Consider the following 25,684-nt stretch of genomic DNA (forward strand, 5'->3'; position numbering starts at 1 on the left):
GGTGATACAGATGAAAAAAATACTGTTAGTGGAAGACGAAAAAAACATTTCACGATTTATTGAATTAGAATTGAGGCATGAGCAATTTGACGTAAAGTGTGTATTCGATGGACGAGAAGGCTTATCAGAGGCGCTTACGGATAATTATGATTGTCTATTGCTAGATGTAATGTTACCACAATTAAATGGGATTGAAGTATGTAGACGGGTTCGTCAGCAGTCTAATGTCCCGATTATTTTGCTGACGGCTCGTGACGCGGTAATGGACCGTGTTGCTGGACTGGATGCAGGGGCGGATGATTATATCGTCAAGCCATTTGCGATTGAGGAGCTACTAGCTCGCATTCGTTCTATTATGCGACGTGTTAGCAAGCAAGCTACAGAAAATTTGCTCGTATGCCGCAGTTTAGAAATTGATTTAGAAGCTTACGAAGTAGCTTTTGAAAATAAAAAACTAGATTTGACAAAGACAGAATATGATTTATTAGTGTTTTTAGCACAAAATATAAATAAAGTCTGTACGCGTGAACGCATTTTGGAAGCTGTTTGGGGCTTTGATAGTGAGGTGGAGACGAATGTCGTAGATGTTTATATACGCCATTTGCGCACCAAGTTGAAGACGGAGGAGCAGCCCTATATAGAAACGGTACGCGGCGTCGGCTATGTAATGAGAGGCTAAGCAATGAAACAACTATATAATCAATTGTCACTAAAAGAGAAATGGATGCTTTCAACCGCTGTCACCATTTTTATTAGTTATGCGGTTATTTGCGTGATTTTATATATATCATTGCACACGTGGCTCTTAAATAATGAGGAGCGCAATGCTCTAAGAACAGCGGATGATATTAGCGTGTTTTTTGAAACGCCGGCAATTACAATCCAGCTATTGCAACGTGATCCAGACTTAAAATCAATTATTCATCAAGAGCAAACAGTGCGGATTATGAATTTTGATGGGATAGAGCTTCTTCATTTTGGCAATGACGTATTGCCCGCAGCACCAACAGCGACGACCTATGAGGAGCTTTTGAGAACGGTCGTTCGCAAGTCAGATATTCAAGGGACAGATGCCTATATTATCGAGCGCATTGTACAAATTGGGTCATTTCAAGGTTATATGCAATTAATTCACCCACTTACAACCTTCGAAAAAATGATGCAATATGTTTTAACAACAATGACGATTGTAGGAATAGGTGCATTATTGCTTGTCGCTTTTATTAGTTATTATTTAGCAAATCGTTTAGTTCGACCACTTCAACAGCTTAGGGATTCAATGCGATTAGTACGAGATAAAGGTTTAACAGAGCGTGAGGCTTTTACTTATCATGCAGACGATGAAATTGGCGATTTGCTAAAAATGTACGATTCGATGTTAGAGGAGCTAAAGATTTCTTTTACACAGCAACAGCAATTTGTCGCAGATGCCTCTCATGAACTACGCACACCCATTCAAGCTGTCGAAGGGCATCTATCCTTGTTAGCACGCTGGGGGAAGGACGACCCACAAATCCTAAATGAATCTATCGAAAGCTCGCTTAATGAAGTGAAAAGAATGAAAAAAATGATTGAAGAGTTATTGCAGCTTGCAAGACGAGAGCAAGGGGGAGCCGCACAAGCTGATGTTGTTTTAGTAATAAGTCAAGTAATAAATGAATTAAAAGCGGTATACCCGCATGCTATATTTCAAATAGAGGAAATTAAGCAAACCGATTTACTTCCAATTTCACCTGAAGCACTTGCACAAATATTGCGCAACATTATTGAAAACGGAATAAGATATAATAAAGCTGTTCCTGAAATTACAATTTCAACAGCTCGATTGGATGATTGCTTTTATATTGAATTGAAGGATAATGGTATAGGGATTGCTGAGGAGCACTTGCCTTTTATTTTTGACCGTTTTTACCGAGTGGATGAATCACGTCAGCAAAATGGAGGGGGAACTGGACTCGGTTTAAGTATTACAAAAATGCTTGCAACGAAATATCATGTTGTGCTCGAAGTACAAAGCAAAATCCAACAAGGAACAACATTTTTGTTAAAAATCCCTTTGAAAAAGTGAGGAATTTCGGTCGGAAGGTTTTGTTTTTCTATAGTTAGCTAAAAATTTGACTTATTTATTGAAAAATAGTTGTATTTTTTGTAGAGAGTAGTAAGATTGAAGTGGAAAAATGTTCTCTGTTCAATAATAGAGAATATGAGTATACAAAAAATAAATAGGCTCAGCTATGTTATCTTGATGCGGTTTGTGTTTAGAAGCACATTATATCAAAATAAAGACCTAGGCGGATGTCGCGGAATTTGGAGTGAGGCTTGCTTGAAGCAGGTCGGTTAACTCTAAGGGCATGTGTCGTGATTAACTTCTAACAGCACCTCAAAATCTGGACTAAAGTTAGCCAAGATACATAGTAGAGAGCTCAAAAATGTTTATTTTAAAATGGAACTGCCATGCAGGCAAAATTTGGAGGTTATTTTCATGTCGAACAATGTATTACATGGTTCACCTTGGTCAGCGTTTGCAGGCCCTAACTTAGGTTACGTCATGGAGCAATACGACTTATTTCTACAATCTCCCGAAGAAGTAGAACCAGCTTTAGTTGAATTGTTCCAACAATTTGGAGCGCCTGTTGAAGGTGAAGTTGCTGTAACTGGAGGCACAGTTACTTCACAAGTTGATTTTAGCAAAGTGTTAGCAGCTGTAAAATTAGCAGAATCAATCCGGGTTTATGGTCATTTAGCTGCCGATATTTACCCGTTAAAAAACCGTGCACTTGCTACTGCGAAAGTCGAAGAAAGCGCATTTGGCTTGAGTCAAGCTGATTTAGCTGAAATTCCGGCTACAGTATTCTTTAAAAATGTACCGGCGGGTATCCAAAACGGTCGCGATGCAATTGCTTATTTAAAAGCTGTTTATACGGATAAGATTGCGTTTGAATACAACCATGTAGGCACAGTTGAGGAGCGTGAATGGTTCCAATCTCAAATCGAATCAGGGGCGTTATCAGTAGCTGTTTCTACAGATGAAAAGAAAGCGCTATTAGACCGCTTAACACATGTTGAAAACTTTGAAAAATTTATTCATAAAACATTCGTAGGTCAAAAGCGCTTCTCCGGAGAAGGGTTAGACACACAAATTGTCTTATTTGATGAAATTTTAAAAACTGCTGAAGCAAGAAATGTGAAAAATGTACGAATCGGTATGGCACACCGTGGGCGTTTAAACGTGTTAACGCATATTTTGAATAAGCCATATGATATGATGTTCTCTGATTTTGCACATGTTTCAAACGATTTATTTATACCGGAGCATGGGCGTTTACAAATTACAAAAGGTTGGACTGGTGATGTAAAATACCATATGGGTGCGACGTATGTGCGCGAATCAGGTATGAACGTAAAACTTGCTTACAACCCGTCTCACTTGGAAATTGGTAACCCAGTAGTGCTAGGTTCGACTCGCGCGGCGCAAGACAATGTATCAGTAAATGGGTATGCTCAGCATGACGCTACTTTAGGTTTAGGTATTTTGGTGCATGGTGATGCGGCATTCCCGGGGCAAGGTATCGTGACAGAAGTGATGAACTTTGCAAAAACAGAAGGATTTACAACTGGAGGGACAATTCATATTATCGCAAATAATATGATTGGCTTCACAACAGAACTGTATGATTCTCGTTCATCAACTTATTCATCAGACCCTGCGAAAGGCTATGATATTCCTGTTATCCATGTCAATGCAGACCACCCAGAGGCAGTAGTGCAAGTTGGGCGCTTTGCAACAGAATATCGTCAAAAATTCGGCAAAGATATTATTATCGATTTAGTTGGTTACCGTCGTCACGGTCATAATGAAACAGACGACCCAACAGTGACAAACCCTGAAACTTATAAAATAGTATCGAAACACGACCCAGTACGTGTGCTTTATGGTGCAAAATTAGTTGCTGAAGGTCTTGTAACGGAAGAACAAGTGAAGGCACTTGATAGCGCTGCGTATGCAGAAATGCAAGCTGCGTATGATCATGTGAAGGAAATGGCAGAAAAAGATGAGCATAAGCAACTTGAAATGCCAGAAGAATTAAAAGTGGATTTTCCACAAATTGATACAACGACAAGTGTAGAGCGTTTGCAGGCAATTAATGAAGATTTATTAGTATTTACAGAAGGTTTTGAGCCGCAAAACAAGCTTGGTAAAATTCTGGAAAAACGCCGTGATGCATTCGCTACAGGTAAAATCGATTGGGGACATGCAGAAACATTAGCATTTGCTACAATGCTTCAAGATGGCACGCCAATTCGCTTCACTGGTCAAGATGCACAGCGTGGTACGTTTGCTCAGCGACATTTAGTACTGCACGATAAAAATAATGGCAGCGAATATACGCCATTACATCATATTCAAAATGCAAATGCATCATTCACAGTTTATAACTCGCCACTAACAGAGGCAGGGGTAGTTGGCTTTGAATACGGCTATACTTTGGAAAATGAGAATGTTTTAACGATTTGGGAAGCACAATTTGGTGACTTTGCCAATATGGCACAAGCAATGTTTGATAACTTCATTTCAGGCGCTCGTGCAAAGTGGGGACAAAAATCAGGCTTAGTTATTCTATTACCTCATGGCTATGAAGGTCAAGGCCCTGAGCATTCATCAAGCCGAATTGAGCGTTATTTACAAATGGCTGCGGAAAATAACTGGTTTATTGCGAACTGCTCAAACGCAGGAAACTATTACCATTTATTGCGTCGTCAAGCAGCAATGTTAGGAACAGAGGGTGTACGTCCATTAGTCGTGGCTTCACCGAAGTATTTATTGCGTCACCCATTGGCCGCTGCAAATGCAGAGCAACTGGCAGAGGGCTCATTCCAAGAAATCATTGAACAACCTGGTCTAGGTACTAAGGCGGAGGCGGTAGAGCGCATCGTATTAGGTACAGGGAAAGTAATGATTGATTTAGCGGATCGCGTGAAAGATGGTGAAGGCTTTGACCACTTACACATCATTCGTGTAGAGCAATTATATCCATTCCCGAGTGCGCAAATCGCTAATATTATTGCGAAGTATCCAAATGCTAAGGAAGTTGTTTGGGTGCAAGAGGAGCCGAAAAACCAAGGTGTATGGAATTACGCGCTTGAAAGCTTATACGAGCTTTCAGAAGGTAAAAAACTACGTTATGTAGGTCGCCCTTCAATGAGTTCAACATCTGAAGGTGATGCGGATGCTCATAAGGAAGCGCAAGCAGCAATTATAGCGGAAGCCGTAACAGAGGCAGTTAAAGTAAAATAATAGTATAATGTTGTTGGATGCATGAAAAGGCTACCAGCCTTATGTGCAGTAGCCTTTCTATATGTTGTTTAATTTAAAGGAGGAAATGAAAGTGGCTGAAATTAAAGTCCCTGAATTAGCAGAATCGATTACAGAAGGAACAATTGCCCAGTGGGTGAAAAAAGTTGGAGATCAAGTTGAAAAAGGCGAGTTTATCGTTGAGTTAGAAACAGATAAAGTAAATGCAGAAATTATTTCTGAAGAGGCAGGCGTATTAACACAAATACTGGCTGCAGAAGGCGATACTGTACTTGTTGGACAAGTAATCGCAGTAGTGGAGGCTGGGGAAGGCGCAGCGCCAGCACCAGCGGCTGAGGAAGCAGCACCGGCACAAGCAGCACCAGCACAGGAAGTCCCAAAGGCTCCTGCAGCTCCAACGCCAGTTGCTGAAACAACTTCAAATGAGCGTGTAGTAGCAAGCCCAGCAGCACGCAAATTAGCACGTGAAAAAGGTATCGATTTAGCGGCAGTATCTCCAGTGGACCCACAAGGTCGCGTTCGTGTTCAAGACGTAGCAGCTCACGGTACAGCACCAGTTGCAGTAGCGCCAATTGCAACAACAAACGGTCCTGTTGTATTTGCTCCTGCTGCAGAAACTAATCGTGTAACAATCGAGAAAATGTCTCGTCGCCGTCAAACAATTGCTAAGCGCCTATTAGAAGTGAAGCAATCAACAGCTATGTTAACAACATTTAACGAAATTGATATGACAAATATTATGGCATTGCGTAAACGTAAGCAAGAGCAATTCGTTAAAGATAACGATATTAAACTAGGCTTTATGTCATTCTTCACAAAAGCAGTTGTAGCAGCACTTAAGAAATATCCTTATGTGAATGCACAAATCAGCGGTGATGAAATTCACTTAAATAACTTCTTTGATATCGGTATTGCCGTGTCTACTGAAGAAGGTTTAGTTGTACCTGTAGTACGCGATGCAAATAGCAAAAACTTTGCAGAAATCGAAAAAGATATCGCTGAATTAGCGAAAAAAGCACGTGATAAAAAATTAGGCTTAAATGATATGGCAGGCGGTTCATTCACAATTACGAATGGTGGTGTGTTCGGTTCATTAATGTCTACACCAATTATGAATGGTACACAAGCTGGTATTCTAGGTATGCACTCAATCGTTCAACGTCCAGTAGCGATTAACGGTGAAATCGAAATCCGTCCAATGATGTACGTTGCATTATCATATGACCACCGTATTATTGATGGTAAAGATTCAGTAGGCTTCCTAAAAACAGTAAAAGAGCTAATCGAAAATCCAGAAGATTTATTATTAAATTCTTAATGGGGAGGGCGTCCAAAAAGCCGTGCAGTAGCCGGCATTTTGGGCGCTTTTTGTGATGTCGGCTTGTCCCAAAAGCCGTGCAGTAGCCGGCGTTTTGAACAGTAGTAATGATGTTTTACAAAATATTGACTTGTCTAAATAGGAAACGCCTCTTTTAAAAATGGGTGAACATTGGCTTTAGCAATCTCTCTCAGTAAAAATAGAGCGATGAAAACCTTTATTTCTATGCGCTGTCAAAACAAAATAAAAGCCCCTTCACCAAATTTATTCCAAAATTCCCTTTCGTCTTTTAGAAGATTCTTACTACATACATTAAAAACAGCCTTCAATCGATAAATGTTGATTGAAGGCTGTAGCTTTGTACAAGGCAGGAAAACAAAACTATTTTGGGACATACCAGAACTTTGGTAGAGGGGGAGGGATTATACCTAATGTAACATGGTGAATATAATAGCCATTATTGTTCCAATTGCAAACTTCTCCTACCCCATATAAGGCAAATATCACTGCAGCAAAAGCAGGAGAGAGACCAGCGATAGCGGCTAGACCAGCAACACCTCCACCAGCAGCTAAAACTTTTTGAATTTTACTAGCTTCATCAGCACTAACTGATAAAATTAGACCATACTTATAGTTTATTGGAGGTTAATACGCGCACGAAAGCGGTGTTAAAGGTGAAAGATTGGAAATTAATTTGAAGAAAAGACAACCTCGTTTTGCTAGTGTAGTAAAAGTTTGATTTTGCTGTGTCACTTTCACTTGCAGAGATGCCCGTGGAAAAATTTATTAGTAGCATCCTAAATAATGTATGACTTTTCGAAGCCACTTGACAATGAGCATTTGGTAGTATATGATTTAGCTAAATAACTTTATAAGAAATACCTCACGTTCTAGTGGGGTAGAGGCGCGATATTTAATAGTTTTTCATGGAGTTTTGAGCAACAGTGAAATGAAGAAGAAGGAAATATCGCCGAAGTGTATCGGAAAGCTCGTAATTCGATATGCTGGGCTTGCAGTGAATAATTGCAGGACTGTCTTGAGTATTTCTTTCCAGCTTACTCAAGTTGTGCTATCTCATCAATGGAACTTAGAGGATTTGGGCTTTTATTTTATTAAATGGCAGCGACCTAAAATTCTTTAGGTCGCTTTTTTGTATAAGATAAAGCCCAAAATAAATAAGAAAAGGGGAAATTTTACATGAAGAGAAAATGGCTGTTTATGTTAGTTACTATGTTAACCGTTATTATGTTGGCAGCATGTGGCACTGGAGAAAAACAGGGTTCATCCTCCACGGAAGATGGTGAAGGAAAAAAAGTATTAAAGGTTGGTATGGAAGCGGGCTATGCACCGTTTAACTGGACGCAGCAAACAGATGCAAATGGTGCTGTGAAAATTAGTGGCTCTGCTGAATATGCAGGTGGCTACGATGTACAAATAGCGAAAAAAATTGCTGATGGACTTGGTATGGAGCTCGAAGTCGTGAAAATTGAATGGGATGGTTTAGTACCTGCATTACAATCTGGTGTGGTAGATGCTATTATCGCAGGGATGAGTCCAACGGAAGAACGTAAAAAATCAATTGATTTCACATCAAATTACTATACATCTGATTTCGTCATCGTTGTGAAAAAAGGTAGCCCATATGAAAGTGCCAAAACGTTAGCAGATTTTTCTGGTGCAAAAATTACATCACAGCTAAATACGTCAAACTATTTAGTAATTGATCAAATTCCCGGTGTGAAAAAGGAAGTAGCAATGGATAGCTTCCCAGCAATGCGAGTTGCAATTGAATCAGGCGCAATTGATGGCTATGTTGCCGAGCGTCCAGAAGCAATTTCAGCAGCAATGGCCAATAATAATTTTGCCTACGCAGTGTTGGAGGACGGCTTTGATACAGATCCTGGTGATACAGCAGTTGCAATTGGTGTACGTAAAGACTATGAACTTACTGATAAAATGAGTGAGATTTTAGAGGGAATTTCAGAGGATGATCGCCAAAAGTTAATGGAAGAAGCGATTGCAAATCAACCAGCATCTGCTGAGTAGTTGATAAAGTAAGGGGCTGTCCGAACTTTCTCGGACAGCCCTAGCTTCTATATTTTCAAGGAATAATCCTTGGCACAAGGAGCCATCTCAAAATGGCTGGCTCCCTTTATAAGATAAAGACAGCCTGCTGTTAGGGGGATTTTTATGAGTTTCGAAACAATCATGGCAATTTTGGAAAACAACTGGCCGATGTTTTTACGTGGCGCATATATGACGCTTGCAATTGCAATTATTAGTACAATTATTGGTGCGTTTATCGGATTTTTCATCGGTATCATGCATACGATTCCTGTTAAAACAAAATCTTTTAAAAGTATTTTATTAAAAATAGTAAACTTCTTGCTTACTTGCTATGTAGAAATTTTCCGTGGTACACCAATGATTGTACAGGCAATGGTTGTGTATTATGGTTTGTACGCATACGGTCTTGAGCTAGATCGATTTGTAGCGGCGTTAGTAGTTGTCGGTTTAAATACAGGTGCTTATATGGCTGAAATTGTGCGCGGTGGTATTGTATCGGTTGATAAAGGGCAATATGAGGCGGCACAAGCAGTTGGTATGAATCATTTACAAACGATGATTTTTGTTGTTTTACCACAAGTAGCACGAAATATTTTACCAGCAACAGGAAATCAGCTTGTAATGAATATTAAAGATTCAGCAGTATTGAGTGTAATTAGTGTAACAGAGCTATTCTTCCAAACAAAATCTGTTGCGGGGGCAAATTTTAAGTTTGCGGAGTCATTTTTAATTGCATGTATCATGTATCTTATAATGACATTTACAGCAACGCGAATTTTACGTTTAATGGAGCGCAAGCTAGATGGTCCTGATGCGTATCAGGTCGATAAGGAGAGAGAGGGGCAAATGCAATGACAACAATGATTGAAATTAAAAACTTACGTAAATCATTTGGCTCTCATGAAGTGTTGCGCGATGTGAATTTTTCAGTAAAAAAGGGCGAGGTTGTTTGTTTAATTGGCTCGTCAGGTTCAGGGAAATCAACGCTCTTACGCTGTGTTAATTTATTAGAAACACCTTCAGGCGGCAGCATTATTTATAATGGTGAAAATATTTTAACTGGCAAACATAATGTAGAGCAATATCGAACACATTTGGGTATGGTGTTTCAGCAATTCAATTTATTTAATAATTTAGATGTTATCGGAAATTGCACAGTGGGCCAACAAAAAGTGTTAAAACGCAATAAAGTAGAAGCTGTCGAAAAAGCAATGAAGTATTTAGAAATTGTCGGAATGGCAAAATACAAAAACGCAAAGCCGCGCCAGCTATCTGGTGGACAAAAGCAACGCGTTGCGATTGCGCGCGCATTAGCGATGGATCCGGATGTTATGCTATTTGACGAGCCAACATCAGCACTAGACCCTGAAATGGTAGGAGAAGTATTAAAAGTCATGCGTACTTTAGCGAATCAAGGCAATACGATGCTCATCGTAACACATGAGATGGAGTTTGCTCGTGAAGTAGCAGACCGCATTGTTTTTATGGATAAAGGTGTTATTGTGGAAGAAGGGCATCCAGAACAGGTGCTAGTCAATCCGCAGCATGAGCGTACGAAAGAATTTTTAAAACGCACACTGAAATAAAAAGATTGTCTGGAAGTAAGCTAACGCAACGCTTTCAGACAATCTTTTTTTAATATTGTTCTAGATTTGTTTAGCTTAGATAAATGACCTAATTCGCTCATTTAAAATAGTAAAGGTAACTTCACCTTAATATGTACGAAAAAAGCTCCTCTAACGTCTTGAATTCCATTCAGAAACGACAATAAAAATAATAGCAAAAGCGATGGCTAATGCCCAAAACCAGCTTGGTATACTTGACATAAACTTTCACCTCACACGCCATTTTATCATGTCCTATAAGTGGGCGGCAATGGTTTACTCTTCATTTTGAATTCAAAGAAGTGCGATTGAAGAAGTAACGTCTTTTTTTAAACCAAAGAAAGCACCCTCTATTTTCATAAGTAAATATTTTCCCGAAATACTACCAGGAATGTGCGAAATGGCGGCAATATACGTCTTTTTGTACGCCTATATCTAACAATTTTTTGCTAAATGCTTTGAAAAACTACCATTCTTAAGGGAAATCGTATAAAATATAAGGAAACAGGCTAAAAGAGAGGTTACACAAATGTTACATTTAAAATGGAAAGATGCGCCTACAATTCGTACAGTGAAATGTGTGCATACAAATGCCGCAAAATACTTAGTATCGAATGTATTAACAGTTGGCAAAGAATACGAAGTTAAAAATGAAACAGAGGAATTTCTTTTTGTAGTTGACAACACAGGAAAAGTTGGCGGCTATTATAAAGATTATTTTGAGTAATATAGTATAAGAAGCGGGTATGATACAACTGCCAAAAGAGAAGGGGGCGTCTGAAAAGTCATTTTGAGACGCTCCCTTTGCCACGGATAGTGATAATTTACCACCGCAAAGGTAAGTATCTTTAGATATAGAAGCAGGGCAGGGGGTTGTCCGAAAAAATGTACACTTTTCGGATAGCTTCACTTTATTTTGGGGACTTATGAGGCAATCTCTTCTTGCGTAGACAATCAAAATTCAATTTTTACTTTCATACGAAGGAAAATCCGCTAAACCTTGTGTTTCTCCTATTTTTAAAGAATCATCAGTGAATTCTTTAAAAAATATCAACGAAAGCGTCCAAAATGCTGGCAACTTCACCGCTTTTTGGACGCTCTCTTCATCTTTTAAATGGACTCGTATACATCAGTTGTTTTCGCGTGTACACGGAGTGTTTCTTCGATATCTTGTAGTAATTTTAGCTGTGTTTGTTTGAATTGATCTATGTCAGCATGTGAGATACCAGCTTGCTTTGATTTCATTTGCAACATTTTGCCGTTTTTGCGGGCCAATTCATCAGAGGCACGCATTAATTTATCCTGTGCCTCTGCTACACGACGCTGTTGATTCATTGTCAGTAGTGTAGAAATTTGTGTTTGCCACATAGGGATTGTTGTCATAACAGATGCCTGTATTTTATCGATTAATAATTGATTCGTTTGTTGCATTAAACGAATTTGTGGTGCGGCTTGAATAGCTATTTCCCTCGAAATTTGCATATCATAAAGACGTCGGTCAAGCCATTCAATCGCCATTTTTTGATCATTTAATTTCTGCAATTCCATTGGGTCAATCGGCTGGACGGCGGGAAGCTTATTTTTGACATCAGCAAGCTTAAGCTCGCCAGCTGCAATAAAGATGTTAATCTCTGCGAAATATTGCTCATTCAAGGCATATAAATCATTTAATAGCTTAAAATCACGCAATAAACCCATTTGTGCATGTTCTAATTGAATTGCAAGGCGGTCAATTTGTTTACTTAGTTTTTTATAATGTGTCATAACTTCTTGTGTTGATTGCTTTTGCTTTGAAAAAAGCTTACTCAAAAAGCCCTTTTCTTGCCCGATAAGCGCATCTGGATTAATTTGCTCTAAATAAGAAATAAGCTGTGATAGCACCTCGCCAACTTTGCTATGATCCTTTCGCTCGATATGGATAGCCATATTAGCGGTAAAATCACGAAGCGCTTGCTGGGCCTGTAAGCCGAAAGCAAGCACATTTTCATAAATATTAATTTTAAGCTCGCTCGCTAATGCCAGTGCTCGACCTTTATCTTGCTGACTTAATGCAGCATAAAGAGGACTTACAGATTGGCTTTCCTGCGCAACTTGGAATTCCTCCTCTGCCATTTCAGCAAAGCGACTCCCTGTATTTTTAAATGCTTCAAATGGATTTTGTTGCATGCTTATTCACCACCGATTAAACGATCTTTCCTTTTTTGATTTTCAAGCTTTGCAAAATCAAGCTCAAGCTTTAAATGCTCAATATCAGAGCTTAATGCCAACTTTAAATCGTCTTCCATTGTTGTATATAGCTCCTTCAGTGTTTTGCGGGCTTCTTCTAAAGCTAAATGTATTTCCGTACCGCCTACCTGCTCTTTTGTTAATAAAGTGTACTTGTCTATTAACTGCACAGCAGAAGGGAGGTGAGAATAGAAGAAATCCTCAACCGCATAAAATTTTTGCGGATTTGATTGCACAATACCAATGATGCGCTTGGCAAGTTTATTCATTTCATTAATTAATTTAAAAGAGCGTACAGAGCGTACACGTACATATTGTTGCATAAGTAAGGCTAAGTCATTTTTCGCTAGTTTGATATGCTGTTCAATATGTTTATATTCCGAGCGTGTTAAGCCAAGCATTTTGCTTCGTTTTGCTTTTTGAAAAGCTAAAATTCCTTTATTACTTGCATAATAGCTTGCGATCGTTAACAGCGGCACGATAAAAATGCCTAAATCAAAATTGATAACTGTAATAACAAATACAGCAAAGCTAATGATTAAGCTCAGTCCATGTCGATTGATAAAGTTCATTGTGCTAAGCATTTTCGTACCTCCTATATTGATTGTTACTACTAAATACGAGCTAGCTGCAAAAAAGTTTCACCAATATGTTTTTTCTTTTATTTTACGCTAAAAAAACATATAGACAAAGCCAAATGACTTTGCCTACATGTTCACCGATTTTTTTATCCTGCATTAGCGGGCAGTAAGACCCTACCTCAAGACTTAAGTGAAAATCGGCTGAAGGATAAATGGGGGATTAACTGCCCATAAAAGCCTGATTGATTCAGCTAGCAATCAGTGGGGAAAGCGGCTAGTTTCACTTTATATAATGTCGGTTTTCATTGTTTTAAAGCCTTTTAAATCGTCAAAGATTTCTATTGTAAAACGATTTGATTGTGCTTGTAAGCTAACGCCTTGCTGGACAAAATGAATAAATTCATCAACAGCAGGGGTTGTACCCTCAACTTCTGCCTCAATATTATTTTGCTCGTTCAATATACAATGTCCTTTTAAGCCAAGCTCGAGCGCTTTTTGTTTAATGAAAAATCGATGACCTGTTCCTGTAGCATCACCAGAAAATATTACACGTGCTCGTTTCATCGTAAGTCGACACTCCTTTTGCATAAAAGTTTTAACTGACCTGCGCATTAGTTGAGCCGAAGCATCATTTAGATAGATTGTCTCTCTTTGACAATGATTTCAATTAAATCATTAATATAGCGTAGCACTTGTTCAGACGCGTGATTAATTTTTTGTAAGCAATCATCAGCAATTTGGATATTACCATTATTGTACGCCTCTACAGCTTGTTTCGCAAATACATGCACTTGCTCATGATAATGGTCTAAGTCAATAAATGATTGATGTGAGCCTAAGCGACGTTGTGTTTGCTCATTGGAATACCATTTACCAAGGCGGCATTCCTTGTGTGAAGATACATCGCTTGGTTGTAATTTTTCTAAACCTAAAAACATATTGTAAACTCGCCATTTCCATAAAATATGGTCAGCTTTTGAAAGTTGTAGCAAAGCAATGCTCGATAATGTCACACTACTGTCAGTTGTAAGTTCTGTTCGGAATCGATTAATTTCTTTCCCTAAATAATGTATATCTTGAGATGTAACATCGCTTAATCTTTGAATATCTTCCTGAATGCTCGCAATATCGACAATTCGGGAAGACATATCATCAAGTGCCGCAGCTTGTTGCTGAGAAATTGCAGCAGTATTTGTTACATCTTCATCAATACTTTCGATTGCCTCCACAATTGATGCTAAAAGTGGTAAAGATTGTTTTGCCTCAGATGTAGCCTCTTTAATCGTTGTTGTCGTTTCTTTAATCGATTGAGAAACAGAATTAGAATATGATTTTAACGCATGTACATTATTGGAAACTTCCTCTAAAGCAGAGACTGTTCCTTCTGCAAGCTTTCGTACTTCCTGTGCAACGACCGCAAAGCCTTTACCGTGCTCGCCAGCTCTTGCTGCCTCAATCGATGCATTGAGTGCTAATAAATTGGTTTGGTCAGCAATTTGATTAATTAATATTACGACTTGCTCGATATCATCAACATATTTCTGCAAATTCGTAAAACCTTCAACAATTGCTGTAAATGTTTCTTCTGTTGTAAAAATTTCCTGTAATGCATGCTCAATCGCCTGTTGTCCTTTTGCGGCATAGGAAACGGATTCATTGGTTTTTTCAGCGATGCGTGTGGAAGTGCGGGCAACTTCAGCAATGGAAGCCGTGAGCTCCTCAATTGCAGCTGAGGAGGAGGCGATTTCCTCGGTTTGGTTATTTAAGCTAATTACTAAATCTTTCATATGCATAATGCGCGCATGCGCATCTGTTATTGTAGCCACCTCTGTAATGACATCTTCCATAAAGCGTTCTGCACATACTTCCGTTAATAGCTGTAGTTCAATATTAATTGTGGCAGAAATCGTTTTTAAAAATTCATTTGGAGAAGGCTGTTTATGTAAGACATGAGAAAGTAAATAAAATGATAATTGACTCCAAGTAACGGTTAATTTACCAATTTCAAATTGTTGCTCACGTAGCATATTAAAAAATTTAATCCGCTGATTTACATAGTCATTATCACGTTTATCATTAAAAAAGCTTTGTAAGTACGCCGAAATCTGCTGAGTAGATACAGAGTGTCCAGTACTTGGTGCAATCTCATCTAAGTGGCGCATTAAAAATTGTTCTAACGATGGGTCAGCATCTTTTATCTGCTGAGATATCTTTAATAGATTTTGTTCGTCCTGCTGTGAGAAATGATTAAAAGCAAGAATGTCATAAAACCGTCCTGTAACCTGTAAATCCGTACCTCTCATGAAGAAATCATGAACATTTGCTTTTCGTTTGAATGCTGTAAACAAAAAAATCACTCCTATTGCCTTTTTATGAAGTTAACTTTATTCAGCAAGATTCTCACTTATTAATCATGCTCGGGCAGACTCAATTTGTGAGAAAAGACCCTCTGATAGAAGTCACATTACGGCTATTTTATCATAGCAAGTAGAGGAATAATAGACAGAATAATGAAAAGGTTTAACTTCTTTCAAGGGTATCTAAAGACCCGCTAAAATGGAGGAACTTCTCCTAAGAACGTCACGACAGAGTGCCCAATATTATGTTAGCTTAAAGTTCTAGCGGATATAACAGAAATTTGCGTAACGCAGGCATATGTCGTGACGGTTTTGAATTTGCTAGATAAAATTTGAATTAAAGTTAGTGCAGGCGTAAATGATTCATAGAGAAAGTCATATTAAGAATAGCAAATAATTTCGCCTGTTTCGGCATTGATACAGGCAATTTTCTTTTGTGACTTTTTCTCAGCAAGACTGTAAATGAACTTCTCGCTGGTTTCGACTTCATCGTATTCGTGAGCCCATTTTAAAATTATATCGATGTTTTTTAGTGTGCTTTGAAATTGCTCTTTCGTAATAAGCGACCTTCTTTTATATGCTTTTAAATTAGCAATCGTAATTCGAGGTCCCATTAAAAATTCGATAAAACCTGTTGTCATATTAACAGATAAGTAAAAATGCTCGTCTTCAATTCTATTATAGTTAGAGTCCTTAAAGAGAGAAAAAATTTCAGGAACTAACATCCACCATAAGTCTGCCTATCAAATGGAGACTTCATGCGCTATATGATAGCATGAATATAAATTTGCTTTTAAATTTAGAGGGAAGGGCGTCCCAAAAGCGGTGCATTGCCTGCTTGTAGGACGCTTTTGGCGTAGTTTCAACAAAGAAAAAACTAGATAAGATGCAAAAGTATTTCTTTGAAAAGGAAATAATCACTGAAATTAGCGGCATTCTTTTAAATTTGAAGTAAGTGGAAAGCTAGTTTTCACTGCGCTGAGAAGAAATTCGGCTTTTGAGATAGCCCTAATATTTGGAGGTAAGAAATCATGAAAAAATGGACAACACACAATCAAGCCTATATTTATCAAACTGATTTTGGCAATCTTCGAAAGGATGAGTGTGAGCTGCCAAATGGCTTTGTTATTAAAGATTACTATGTAAACGAATATGCGGATTGGGTTAATGCCGTCGTTATTACGCGGAATAATGAAATCGTCCTAGTAAAGCAGTATCGCCATGCGGCAAATGACTTTTTCATAGAAGTACCAGCAGGGAAAATCGAACAAGGCGAAACGCAAGAAGAAGGTATTTTACGAGAGATACGTGAAGAAACTGGCTATACTTCGAGTGCTCCCCCAATCAAGCTAGGAGAATTTTTTGTAAACCCTGCAACACAGACAAATAAAATTGCTACATTTTTAATTTTAGATGCGTATCAAGAGGACAATCAGCAATTAGATATAACAGAAGAAATCGAAATCCTTTTATTCAATTTTGATGAATTTGAAAGATTAGTAGAAAAAAATCAAATTAAAACACAGTTATTTACCGTAAATGCTTATTATTTAGCGAAGAACAGGCTAAAAAGATAGCATGTATTGCTTATTGTACTGAGTTTAAAATTGGTAGCTCACTAATGAATCATTGCTTTTCACCTTTAGAATATGGAATGTTTATTATATAATTGTTAATGATTTCATATTTTATGAGGGAGATAGAAATGCATATACCAATTTTGTATGAAGATAATCATTTAATTATTGTAGAAAAACCAATCAATATACCTGTGCAACAAGATGATACAAATGATCCTGATTTATTAACAATATTAAAGCAAGATATTAAAACTCGTTATAACAAGCCGGGGAATGTATATTTAAGCTTACTTCATCGATTGGATCGTCCAGTAGGTGGAGCCATCGTTTTTGCCAAAACATCTAAGGCAGCCTCACGAATGTCAGATTTATTCAGAAAAAAAGATATTGAGCGTGGCTATTTAGCGGTTGTGCGAAGGCAAGTGAAAAAAGAAGCTGACATCCTTGTCCATTATTTATGGAAGGATCAAAAGAAAAATATGGTTTTTGCAAAAAAAGCAAATGATAAGGAAGCAAAAAAGGCGATTCTTCATTATCATGTCGTTGCTAGACAAAGCGATTTAACACTAGTAAAAGTAAAACTAGAGACAGGGCGTTCCCATCAAATACGGGTACAATTCCAGCAAATCGACCACCCGCTTTATGGAGATCAAAAATATGGACCAGAAGTAAATAAAAAAGGACAACAGATAGCCTTATGGGCACATACATTATCCTTTATTCACCCTGTAACAAAGGAGCGCATTACTGTTAAATCTGAACCACCTAACAAGCATCCGTGGAATATTTGGAATGAACCCTTACTTACTTCTGTTCAATAAGAAGAGGCTGTCCAACAAGCCGTGCAGTAGCCGGCTTTTGGACAGTAGTGATAATATTTTGTAGCTAAATAAAAGAGAGAAGACTATCTTTGAAGAGGTGCTGGACACTGGATTTAGCCGTGTTTACTTTAAATAAAAGAGAATCGATGAAGTTTTTCTCAATGCTTTGTCAAAGCAAAACTGAATTTTTGGATAGTTTGCTTATCTCAATGAAATAATATAAAGTCCACCACAATGGGATATTTGTTCATATTGTACATTATATTTTTCATCTAATATCGGTCGAATTGTATTATCAACAAAGTAAAATTCATCATCGTCCCAGCTATTTGAATGTGTGAGCTTGCACGCTTCAAGATGCTCCTCTGTTGTAAAGGAAATATCACCGATGTATAACTTTCCAGATGTAGTTATTTTTTTTAACATATTTTCGATTAAAACTATTTTTTCCTGATTATTGAAATGATGTAACACATATGTGCAAGTAATAGCATCAAATTGGATGTTGAGCTGTTCTGTCGGAATGCCTTTTGTTAAATCCCATTCAAAAATATGAGCATTCGGCATTTTCTCCTTTGCAGCAGCGACCATTTTGGGCGAAAAGTCAAAAGCTGTAACTTTGTTATCTGCATCATATAATCTTTTCGCAAGTGACCCTGTACCAACGCCAATGTCTAAAATATTTTGATTAGATGTGATGCCTCTACAAATTTTTTCGAGCAGCTTTTCGTAGCCAGCAAACGGATAGCGGTTGCTGGATTCTGCCTCCGACACCGTTTTTTCATAATAATCTGCCCAATGGTCAAAGCCTAATTTATCTAACATAAAAAAATCCTCCTGTTATAAGCATGTTTCTTATTTATATTGAAGTTAGTGTTTAATTTTTTCATCATCTCGAACACTCCTCTACGATTAGTTTAGATAATTTGGAATATTAGCTTAGTTTATCCCGCATTAACGGGCAGTAAGGCACCCGCTTCAAGACTTGAGTGAAAATCGGCTTAAGGATAAGTGGGAAATCAACTATCCGTAAAAGCCCTATACAATCAGCGGGGAAAAGCTCTCACTGATTGAAGTTTCACTCTATAGTTTACTAAAAACAAGTCAATAATTCCATTTTCTACATCTCTATATACTAATCTCATTTAAAGTTTAGTATAATCAATGTAATTTTACGAATAAATGGGGTGAGCGCTTTTGTTGCAAGTGAATATCGTTGAGTCATTGCTCACAATTATTAGCTGGCTTATTGTTATTTCTGCTGTGGTAATTATTTATCGAAGGCAAGAAAAAAAGGGGCTTATTTGGAAAATTATTGTGGCAGCTTTTGTTGGTTTGTTTTCATTTTCAATCACGCTAACTATTTTCGATAGGTCTGTACAATTTGCGATTTTACCGCTCGGGGTTTGGGTTTTATTTGCAATTTTAAATCGACGTGGGAGTTGGGATACATATCGACGCTTTGCATGGCTCGGTTTTTTAGCAAATTATTTATTTTTCCTCCTATTTTTTATTGGTCTATTACTTAATCATTTCTTTTATCCAAAAAATGAGCTTGCAACTTATTTGAACGATGTTGAAAGTGCTGATTTAATCGCTATTCACCCAACAGGCAAGCAACATATTGAGCTTGATATTCCAGACGATTTAAGAAAAGTAAAAGCGATGCCTCATGATACGTATGATGTTCATGTTTGGTATATCGATATTGTATTGAATGAATCCTCAATAACTAACGAGAGATTTCCTTATTTACTAATTAATACGCAAGCAAAGCCTGGCAGCGGTTTGAGACCTACAATTTATGTTGAGGAAAATGGAAAAGGCTTACTCATAACAACTCAAGGGAAGCAATTTTACTTCTCTTTAAAGGATTCGATTATTCGTGAGGTGAATGGGTATGACTAAAAAACGAATCTTTATAGTAATTATTTTTTTACTCTCCATATTATTTGTCGTATATAAGCTTTCTATTTTAAAGCCGAAAGCATTTATTCATGAGAATGAAATCATACGTCAATTAAAAGAATTTGAACCGAATATAGTTGTTCAAACGATTGAGGATATAATTCAAGTCGATGGCAAGCATTATTTTGTTCCTGCTTCTGCTGAAGATGGACAACGGCTTTCCCTATACTATCAATGGGTAAAAGGAAAATGGCGAATAACTTATATTGATATAGGGACTAACGAGTTTATATATGGCTGGCAACTTGACTCAAAAGATCCAAGCTCCATCGTTTTTGTTTGGCATTTTCCAAAAGAAACGCTTGAAAAAATGGATGTATACTTAATTAAAAATCGTAATTACTTCATTTCACAAGGTCGCCAGCTCTACAGTCCTAAAATTCAATTGAAAGAAACAATTACGATTGATAAGCATTACGGTGTACAGCATATATCTGAAACATTTGCAAAAACAATCCATCACCTTTATTCCAATGAATTGCAGCAAACAAACTTCAATTTAATTATTCATAATGAATCACCACAATTTTTTGCGAAATATTATTATAAAACAAATTTTCAAAGTGGGGGCAATGGCTTTAGCTACACAACAGGATATGGAACAAGCCAGCTTCATATCGTAATGAGTATAAATGAAGCTGATTTAGAATAAAGAAAATTGCAGATTTTTTTCAACAGTCATTAAAAATATTTCTAGCTATATATTGATAGGAATTTAATTGTTATTGCCCCTTGAAATCCCATACTGATAATGATATATTGATTTAAGTATTTTCGAAAGGATGATGGATGGAGCATGAGCAAATAATTCTATTTTTAAAGATAAAATGTATACGCATTTTCAATTTAAAATAGGATTAGTATGCCCATTTATCAAACATGAAAATAGGTTTATCCTGATTCAGCAATTATTACTGCGACGAGTAACCGTAGGAGCGTATTTGAGAGATGAATGTAGTTGTTCAAATACTTGCTGATAAAAGGGACCTTAGTCTAAAATCGCTCGAAAGCCCGTAAATCGAGGTCGTATAACCGTTAACGACTTCCTCTACGTAGTTCGAAACTCTAGATTAAGGTTAAAATGAGGCGTAATTGATAAAATATAAATTCTAATCCTTCTGAATTTTTTTCAGAAGGATTTTTTGTTTATGCGTGTACACCAATTTCAACAAAGGTGGACAGAATAATGACAAATCAAATACTTATAAAAAATCTAACATTTCAATACGATTCGATGACGAAGCCAATTTTCAAAAATTTGAATTTCAATATGCATGAACATTGGAGATTAGGGCTTGTAGGTAGAAATGGGCGAGGGAAAACGACCTTTTTCAGGCTATTGCTAAATGAGCTAGAATATGAGGGCAACATTCAAACAAATTTGCGGTTTCACTATTTTCCTTCGTATCCAGAGGAGCAGGTAACTGTTTCAACGCTTTTTAAAGATGCGGAAATTTGGAAAATTGAGCAAGAGTTAGCCTTGATGAATTTACCAGTGGCTATTTTAAATAAACAATTTGCTGTCTTAAGCGGTGGCGAGCAAACGAAAATATTATTAATAGCGTTATTTTTAAATGAGCAAACCTTTCCATTAATTGATGAACCTACAAATAATTTAGATTTGCAAAGTAGAAAAATCGTTGGACAGTATTTAAAAAGAAAGAAAGGCTTTATTGTTATTAGCCATGATGAAAGTTTTTTAAATGAATTTGTAGACCATGTACTCGCTATTAATAAGCAATCGATAGATTTATATAAAGGTAATATTGCAACGTGGAAATACGAAAAAGCAAATGCTGATTTACTAATGGGGGAAATAAATGGAAAATTAAAAAATGAAATAAATAGATTAGACAATGTAGCAAGACGTGTAAGTAACTGGGGGATAAAGAAACAAAACAGTACGAATGATGCTTCTGCAAGACGAATTGCTGCTAAACATATGAAAAGGTCAAAGGCGATTAAGAAACGAACCGAAGCTTTAATTGAGGAAAAGAGAGAATTAATCGATAATATTGAAAAGCTCTCTGTATTAAAAATGCATGTTTTGCAGCCAAGAAAACAGATTTTGTATTTTAGAGATTTTACGCTTATACAGGATGGACTACCACTGTTTCAGCCCATTACGATAGACGTTTATCCAAATGACCGATTTTTTATCGAAGGAGGAAATGGTGCAGGAAAATCCTCTTTATTAAAATTTATTCTAGGTGTAAAACAATTTGAAACAACTGGTAACTATAGCATCCATTTACCTAAAAATATATCGATTTTTCATCAGAAAAATGCTGATAATGAAAATTGCGAAATTTCAGCTCAATACAAATCATGTTATGGCTTTTAGATAGGAAAAGAAAGTGGACCAACCTTTTTATTAGACAACATGGCAGAATACCATTAAAATAACAGTTATCGGAATGCATGAAAGGGTGTCTAAGCTGTATAATATTATTTATATGAAGGCCGATTTTGAGCCATGGTGGCAATTTGAAGGCTGGGAAGAGACAATTCAGGAGACATACTTTTACGACACAGAAGAGGCGTTAGAAAAAGCTTTTCAAGAAATGCTTACGGCATTTCGAGCGCAATTTGAAAATGAAGGGCAAAAAAATGGAAAATACTTCGCTTTTTGGACTGAGAATGAATGCGAATATTGCGAGGCATGCGATGAAGATGCGCAAATTTACCACGGTTTAATAAAAATAAAGCCTGAAATATAAAGGTTTTAAGCAATTGACAGAAATAAAGGAAAATTTTAAAAAAATTTAAGAAAATAAATTGACATAGTGTAAAATCATGGTATACTTTAAATAACAATAAAATTGTTTGACCGGATACAATGGATTCACATATTACAAAGAGTGATCGGTGTAAATGACGGTACTCTTTGTAATATGTGAATTTTTATTTCGGTAAACAATTCCATATTGTTCACTTTATTTTTTGGAGGTTTTCTCAAATGAAACAAGGTACAGTAAAATGGTTTAACTCAGAAAAAGGCTTCGGATTCATCGAAGTAGAAGGCGAAAACGATGTATTCGTACACTTCTCAGCAATCCAAGGCGAAGGTTTTAAAACTCTTGACGAAGGTCAAAAAGTGGAATTCGAAGTTGTAGATGGCAACCGCGGACCACAAGCTGCTAACGTAACTAAACTTTAATTCTTAGAATTAAACTTAAACTCGTTAATCCAAAGCACTTCCTATAACAGGAAGTGCTTTTTTCAACCTGTAAAGTATGATAAAAGAAGGGGATAACCAATGCTTGCAACAATTTCGCAAAACCGAAATATAATGTTTGCTCGATTTGAACATCTGTTACCCTTTCAAGTTTATAATGAATAAGCGAAAGCCGTATTTCTATTGACTCCTAATTCTTTCAGCTTTTTCGCACAACCGCTCATTTTTCATTCCATTTTTAGCTGCCTTAAAGTTGAAGAAACAGTATACACCTCGTCTCCATTCATCATTTCTGTTACGCTCTTTACTAATCCATATCCGCGGATATAATAATTTGTTTCAGTTGAGTTTTCATCCTCTGTAATAATAATAATTGCATTGTCGAACATTTTATACGGTGTATCAACCTGTGCATCGATGGCTCTAATCGTCCATTTGTCCTCAGATTGTCCTACCTCAATTGGCACTTTTAAAATTGTCGCTAAAACAGGGTACGTATCAAGTGCAGCAAGGTCAAATTGTGCTACACCCTCTACCTCACGAAAAACTAATTCAATGGCCTCGTTAGTTATGCGATAAACTTTATTCATAATTGCACCGCCATTATCAACGCGAACATGCACATAGTTCGAGTTGAGCCAAAAGGTTTGCTCTGTATAGCTAGCAAATTCATTGCCCTCGCCTTCGAAAAAGGCTGTTGAGCCATCCTCTTTAAAAAATAACTGTAATTCATTTGCTTGATCTTCCGCAGGTGGATTTTCAGACGGTGGTAAATCATTCGTACAGCTTGCTAAAAACAACACCGTACATAGCAAAAAGAAGTAACGCATTTTTTTCACTTCCTTTTGAATTTTTTTATACTTTACCATTTTTATGTTTGATGTAAACATATTAGAAATAAATTCTGTTTTACACTTGATAAATGATTTTTTTTATTGTATACTAATAATTAATAAAGTCAATTGTAAAAGAAGATATGAAATCACATATTACAAAGGGTAATCGTGTTTTGATAGTTACTTTTTGTAATATGTGATTTTTTTTCGAGTAATAAGATTTTATTGAATACAATTAATGGAGGTCATCTAAATGACACAAGGTACAGTAAAATGGTTTAACGCAGAAAAAGGTTTTGGATTCATCGAAGTAGAAGGCGGTCAAGACGTATTCGCTCACTTCTCAGCTATTCAAGGTGAAGGCTTCAAATCACTTGAAGAAGGTCAAAAAGTTGAATTCACAGTAGAAGAAGGTCAACGCGGACCACAAGCTGCTAACATCGTAAAACTTTAATTGCGAAAATAGGCTAGAACCAAAGCGTTCTAGCTAAATAAAAATCCGAACTATGATGCGAAACTTTAAGTTAAGGTTTCGTAATAGCTCGGATTTTTTTATTTCATTTATATCCTAAATATTAAAATGCTTTTAAGTATAAATGATTATAAACAGGATAATTTAATATTTAAGTGAATGAAAAAGATGATATGTAAGAGGCTGATTCCTACAAATTAAAGGAAGAAGGTATTTTATGGATAAAGATTTAAGGTATGGTGAGGATTATCAATTTATTCCTGCGACTTCTGTTGGGAGTGGTATAGGTATTGAAGTATTGGCTGATTTATATCAGTATACGATTCAAATTGTTAATATTGTGCTTTATAGCAATCCAAGTACAAATGAGTTTGTGTTAATTGATGCGGGGATGCCTAAAAGTGCCGATGAAATAATTTCTGTTGTTGAAAATCGCTTTGGCTTTAATGCCCGACCGAAAGCAATCATTTTAACACATGGACATTTTGATCATGTTGGGGGAATTATCGAATTAGTTAAGCATTGGGATATTCCTGTCTATGCACATCCATTGGAAATGCCTTATTTAACTGGAAAGCAGAATTATCCAGCACCTGACCCTACTGTCGATAGTGGGCTAGTTGCAAAAATGTCGCCTATTTTTCCGACTGAAGCCATTCAATTAGGGAACTATATTCAAGCTATTCCTGCTGACGGCACGATTCCATTTATGCCAGATTTTCGCTGGATTCATACGCCAGGACATGCACCAGGGCATATATCATTGTTTCGAGAGAGCGACAGAGCTTTATTAGCTGGCGATGCATTTGTAACAGTTAAGCAAGAGTCGCTTTATAAAGTTTTGACACAGCAAAAAGAAATTAGTGGCCCACCGCGTTATTTAACAACGGATTGGCAAGCTGCTCGGGCATCTATTGAAAAGCTAGAGGCATTAAAGCCTGCTGTAGCGATTACAGGTCATGGTTTGCCGATGAAAGGTATGGAGCTTACAGAAAATCTTAAAAAGCTTGTAAATAATTTTGAGGAAATTGCCTTACCGAATGAAGGGAAATATTTGAATTGAAGCCGTAACACATTTCCGTATACAAGCTGAAAAGGAGCTGACCGAAAAGTCCATTTTGTTTTGACACCACATTGAAATCAATGTTTTCATCGCTTCCCTTTTACTGAGGGATAACACTGCTAAAGCCAATGTTCATCCCATTTTTAAAGGGGGCGTTCTCTGTTTATATGAATCAATATTTTATGAAACATCATCGCTACTGTCTAAAATGCCGGCTATGCACGGCTTTTTGGACAGCTCCTATTATGCTGGTTTGTTATGCAAAGTATTGATTAGTCTACACTAAGTTAGACAAATAA

Annotated in this window: 24 protein-coding genes and 1 riboswitch; of the genes, 17 read left to right on the forward strand and 7 right to left on the reverse strand. The window is 37.0% G+C overall.

The genetic code is table 11. From position 1 onward, the window contains the following. Positions 1 to 10 precede the first annotated feature (10 nt). The 8 genes from MHB51_RS02425 (at position 11) to MHB51_RS02460 (ending at position 11,030) form a co-directional block, all read left to right on the forward strand. The gene (locus tag MHB51_RS02425; RefSeq protein ID WP_082798916.1) at positions 11 to 679 is read left to right on the forward strand and encodes a response regulator transcription factor; all 669 of its coding nucleotides are present in this window, start codon (positions 11 to 13) and stop codon (positions 677 to 679) included. A gap of 3 nt (positions 680 to 682) precedes the next feature. After that, a complete protein-coding gene (locus MHB51_RS02430; RefSeq protein WP_107942783.1) occupies positions 683 to 2,068 on the forward strand; it encodes a HAMP domain-containing histidine kinase in 1,386 nt (461 codons plus the stop codon). Between the two features lie 414 nt (positions 2,069 to 2,482). Next, the gene (locus tag MHB51_RS02435; protein ID WP_066162940.1) at positions 2,483 to 5,296 is read left to right on the forward strand and encodes a 2-oxoglutarate dehydrogenase E1 component; all 2,814 of its coding nucleotides are present in this window, start codon (positions 2,483 to 2,485) and stop codon (positions 5,294 to 5,296) included. A gap of 91 nt (positions 5,297 to 5,387) precedes the next feature. After that, on the forward strand, positions 5,388 to 6,632 hold the full coding sequence (odhB, locus tag MHB51_RS02440; protein ID WP_342558904.1) for a 2-oxoglutarate dehydrogenase complex dihydrolipoyllysine-residue succinyltransferase: 1,245 nt from the start codon (positions 5,388 to 5,390) through the stop codon (positions 6,630 to 6,632). Between the two features lie 891 nt (positions 6,633 to 7,523). Beyond that, positions 7,524 to 7,712: riboswitch (Lysine riboswitch) on the forward strand. Between the two features lie 117 nt (positions 7,713 to 7,829). After that, the gene (locus MHB51_RS02445) at positions 7,830 to 8,678 is read left to right on the forward strand and encodes a transporter substrate-binding domain-containing protein (protein ID WP_342558905.1); all 849 of its coding nucleotides are present in this window, start codon (positions 7,830 to 7,832) and stop codon (positions 8,676 to 8,678) included. A 144-nt stretch (positions 8,679 to 8,822) separates the two neighbouring features. Beyond that, positions 8,823 to 9,554: an amino acid ABC transporter permease gene (locus MHB51_RS02450; RefSeq protein WP_066162949.1), complete on the forward strand. Its 732-nt coding sequence runs from the start codon at positions 8,823 to 8,825 to the stop codon at positions 9,552 to 9,554. Next, positions 9,551 to 10,285: an amino acid ABC transporter ATP-binding protein gene (locus MHB51_RS02455; protein WP_066162952.1), complete on the forward strand. Its 735-nt coding sequence runs from the start codon at positions 9,551 to 9,553 to the stop codon at positions 10,283 to 10,285. Before MHB51_RS02450 ends, MHB51_RS02455 begins: the two co-directional genes overlap by 4 nt. A 547-nt stretch (positions 10,286 to 10,832) precedes the next feature. Next, complete coding sequence (locus tag MHB51_RS02460; protein ID WP_042475574.1) at positions 10,833 to 11,030, forward strand: DUF6501 family protein; 198 nt, start codon at positions 10,833 to 10,835, stop codon at positions 11,028 to 11,030. Positions 11,031 to 11,413: 383 nt separating this feature from the next. Here MHB51_RS02460 and MHB51_RS02465 read toward each other — a convergent pair whose 3' ends face one another. The 5 genes from MHB51_RS02465 to MHB51_RS02485 all read right to left on the reverse strand — a co-directional run bounded on the left by MHB51_RS02465 (position 11,414) and on the right by MHB51_RS02485 (position 16,108). Continuing rightward, the gene (locus tag MHB51_RS02465) at positions 11,414 to 12,469 is read right to left on the reverse strand and encodes a toxic anion resistance protein (protein WP_235616024.1); all 1,056 of its coding nucleotides are present in this window, start codon (positions 12,467 to 12,469) and stop codon (positions 11,414 to 11,416) included. A gap of 2 nt (positions 12,470 to 12,471) precedes the next feature. Beyond that, the gene (locus MHB51_RS02470; protein WP_066162958.1) at positions 12,472 to 13,113 is read right to left on the reverse strand and encodes a 5-bromo-4-chloroindolyl phosphate hydrolysis family protein; all 642 of its coding nucleotides are present in this window, start codon (positions 13,111 to 13,113) and stop codon (positions 12,472 to 12,474) included. A gap of 282 nt (positions 13,114 to 13,395) precedes the next feature. Continuing rightward, complete coding sequence (locus MHB51_RS02475; RefSeq protein WP_107942780.1) at positions 13,396 to 13,674, reverse strand: acylphosphatase; 279 nt, start codon at positions 13,672 to 13,674, stop codon at positions 13,396 to 13,398. A 68-nt stretch (positions 13,675 to 13,742) separates the two neighbouring features. Continuing rightward, positions 13,743 to 15,458: a methyl-accepting chemotaxis protein gene (locus MHB51_RS02480; RefSeq protein ID WP_342558906.1), complete on the reverse strand. Its 1,716-nt coding sequence runs from the start codon at positions 15,456 to 15,458 to the stop codon at positions 13,743 to 13,745. 389 nt (positions 15,459 to 15,847) lie between these two features. Further along, complete coding sequence (locus MHB51_RS02485) at positions 15,848 to 16,108, reverse strand: hypothetical protein (RefSeq protein WP_342558907.1); 261 nt, start codon at positions 16,106 to 16,108, stop codon at positions 15,848 to 15,850. Positions 16,109 to 16,498: 390 nt separating this feature from the next. On the opposite strand from MHB51_RS02485, the gene MHB51_RS02490 reads away from it, so the two are divergent. Together MHB51_RS02490 and MHB51_RS02495 are read left to right on the forward strand one after the other, a co-directional pair. Then, positions 16,499 to 17,044 (forward strand): NUDIX hydrolase, encoded by a 546-nt coding sequence (locus tag MHB51_RS02490; RefSeq protein ID WP_342558908.1) that lies wholly within the window; start codon positions 16,499 to 16,501, stop codon positions 17,042 to 17,044. A gap of 128 nt (positions 17,045 to 17,172) precedes the next feature. Further along, complete coding sequence (locus tag MHB51_RS02495) at positions 17,173 to 17,868, forward strand: RluA family pseudouridine synthase (RefSeq protein ID WP_066162970.1); 696 nt, start codon at positions 17,173 to 17,175, stop codon at positions 17,866 to 17,868. 201 nt (positions 17,869 to 18,069) lie between these two features. On the opposite strand, the gene MHB51_RS02500 is transcribed toward MHB51_RS02495, so the two are convergent. Next, a complete protein-coding gene (locus MHB51_RS02500) occupies positions 18,070 to 18,693 on the reverse strand; it encodes a class I SAM-dependent methyltransferase (RefSeq protein WP_066162972.1) in 624 nt (207 codons plus the stop codon). A 372-nt stretch (positions 18,694 to 19,065) separates the two neighbouring features. On the opposite strand from MHB51_RS02500, the gene MHB51_RS02505 reads away from it, so the two are divergent. The 5 genes from MHB51_RS02505 to MHB51_RS02525 all read left to right on the forward strand — a co-directional run bounded on the left by MHB51_RS02505 (position 19,066) and on the right by MHB51_RS02525 (position 22,996). Next, a complete protein-coding gene (locus MHB51_RS02505) occupies positions 19,066 to 19,776 on the forward strand; it encodes a hypothetical protein (protein ID WP_342558909.1) in 711 nt (236 codons plus the stop codon). Then, positions 19,769 to 20,488 carry a hypothetical protein gene (locus MHB51_RS02510; RefSeq protein ID WP_342558910.1) on the forward strand — a complete coding sequence of 240 codons (720 nt, stop codon included), beginning with the start codon at positions 19,769 to 19,771 and terminating at the stop codon, positions 20,486 to 20,488. The genes MHB51_RS02505 and MHB51_RS02510 overlap by 8 nt, the downstream gene beginning before the upstream one ends. Before the next feature lie 534 nt (positions 20,489 to 21,022). Continuing rightward, positions 21,023 to 22,180 carry an ATP-binding cassette domain-containing protein gene (locus MHB51_RS02515; RefSeq protein WP_342558911.1) on the forward strand — a complete coding sequence of 386 codons (1,158 nt, stop codon included), beginning with the start codon at positions 21,023 to 21,025 and terminating at the stop codon, positions 22,178 to 22,180. Between the two features lie 85 nt (positions 22,181 to 22,265). Next, on the forward strand, positions 22,266 to 22,556 hold the full coding sequence (locus MHB51_RS02520) for a DUF1033 family protein (RefSeq protein ID WP_342472439.1): 291 nt from the start codon (positions 22,266 to 22,268) through the stop codon (positions 22,554 to 22,556). A gap of 239 nt (positions 22,557 to 22,795) precedes the next feature. Then, positions 22,796 to 22,996, forward strand: a complete 201-nt coding sequence (locus MHB51_RS02525) for a cold-shock protein (RefSeq protein WP_004230088.1) — start codon at positions 22,796 to 22,798, stop codon at positions 22,994 to 22,996. Between the two features lie 245 nt (positions 22,997 to 23,241). Here the strand turns inward: MHB51_RS02525 and MHB51_RS02530 are convergent, their stop codons facing one another. After that, the gene (locus MHB51_RS02530) at positions 23,242 to 23,883 is read right to left on the reverse strand and encodes a hypothetical protein (RefSeq protein ID WP_342558912.1); all 642 of its coding nucleotides are present in this window, start codon (positions 23,881 to 23,883) and stop codon (positions 23,242 to 23,244) included. Positions 23,884 to 24,103: 220 nt separating this feature from the next. On the opposite strand from MHB51_RS02530, the gene MHB51_RS02535 reads away from it, so the two are divergent. Next, the gene (locus MHB51_RS02535) at positions 24,104 to 24,304 is read left to right on the forward strand and encodes a cold-shock protein (RefSeq protein ID WP_004225195.1); all 201 of its coding nucleotides are present in this window, start codon (positions 24,104 to 24,106) and stop codon (positions 24,302 to 24,304) included. A gap of 235 nt (positions 24,305 to 24,539) precedes the next feature. Continuing rightward, complete coding sequence (locus MHB51_RS02540; protein WP_342558913.1) at positions 24,540 to 25,385, forward strand: MBL fold metallo-hydrolase; 846 nt, start codon at positions 24,540 to 24,542, stop codon at positions 25,383 to 25,385. The last annotated feature ends 299 nt before the right edge of the window (positions 25,386 to 25,684 follow it).

It is taken from the genome of Metasolibacillus sp. FSL K6-0083 (assembly GCF_038630865.1).
In the GTDB taxonomy this organism is placed as follows: Bacteria; Bacillota; Bacilli; order Bacillales_A; family Planococcaceae; genus Metasolibacillus; species Metasolibacillus fluoroglycofenilyticus.

Coding starts and splice junctions, on each gene's coding strand:
- MHB51_RS02495 (WP_066162970.1), top strand. CDS start 17,173: ATGCATATACCAATTTTGTATGAAGATAATCATTTAATTATTGTAGAA.
- MHB51_RS02530 (WP_342558912.1), bottom strand. CDS start 23,883: ATGGTAAAGTATAAAAAAATTCAAAAGGAAGTGAAAAAAATGCGTTAC.
- MHB51_RS02540 (WP_342558913.1), top strand. CDS start 24,540: ATGGATAAAGATTTAAGGTATGGTGAGGATTATCAATTTATTCCTGCG.
- MHB51_RS02515 (WP_342558911.1), top strand. CDS start 21,023: ATGACAAATCAAATACTTATAAAAAATCTAACATTTCAATACGATTCG.
- MHB51_RS02455 (WP_066162952.1), top strand. CDS start 9,551: ATGACAACAATGATTGAAATTAAAAACTTACGTAAATCATTTGGCTCT.
- MHB51_RS02535 (WP_004225195.1), top strand. CDS start 24,104: ATGACACAAGGTACAGTAAAATGGTTTAACGCAGAAAAAGGTTTTGGA.
- MHB51_RS02470 (WP_066162958.1), bottom strand. CDS start 13,113: ATGCTTAGCACAATGAACTTTATCAATCGACATGGACTGAGCTTAATC.
- MHB51_RS02485 (WP_342558907.1), bottom strand. CDS start 16,108: ATGACAACAGGTTTTATCGAATTTTTAATGGGACCTCGAATTACGATT.
- MHB51_RS02465 (WP_235616024.1), bottom strand. CDS start 12,469: ATGCAACAAAATCCATTTGAAGCATTTAAAAATACAGGGAGTCGCTTT.
- MHB51_RS02475 (WP_107942780.1), bottom strand. CDS start 13,674: ATGAAACGAGCACGTGTAATATTTTCTGGTGATGCTACAGGAACAGGT.
- MHB51_RS02445 (WP_342558905.1), top strand. CDS start 7,830: ATGAAGAGAAAATGGCTGTTTATGTTAGTTACTATGTTAACCGTTATT.
- MHB51_RS02435 (WP_066162940.1), top strand. CDS start 2,483: ATGTCGAACAATGTATTACATGGTTCACCTTGGTCAGCGTTTGCAGGC.
- MHB51_RS02510 (WP_342558910.1), top strand. CDS start 19,769: ATGACTAAAAAACGAATCTTTATAGTAATTATTTTTTTACTCTCCATA.
- MHB51_RS02490 (WP_342558908.1), top strand. CDS start 16,499: ATGAAAAAATGGACAACACACAATCAAGCCTATATTTATCAAACTGAT.
- MHB51_RS02525 (WP_004230088.1), top strand. CDS start 22,796: ATGAAACAAGGTACAGTAAAATGGTTTAACTCAGAAAAAGGCTTCGGA.
- MHB51_RS02430 (WP_107942783.1), top strand. CDS start 683: ATGAAACAACTATATAATCAATTGTCACTAAAAGAGAAATGGATGCTT.
- MHB51_RS02500 (WP_066162972.1), bottom strand. CDS start 18,693: ATGTTAGATAAATTAGGCTTTGACCATTGGGCAGATTATTATGAAAAA.
- MHB51_RS02425 (WP_082798916.1), top strand. CDS start 11: ATGAAAAAAATACTGTTAGTGGAAGACGAAAAAAACATTTCACGATTT.
- MHB51_RS02460 (WP_042475574.1), top strand. CDS start 10,833: ATGTTACATTTAAAATGGAAAGATGCGCCTACAATTCGTACAGTGAAA.
- MHB51_RS02450 (WP_066162949.1), top strand. CDS start 8,823: ATGAGTTTCGAAACAATCATGGCAATTTTGGAAAACAACTGGCCGATG.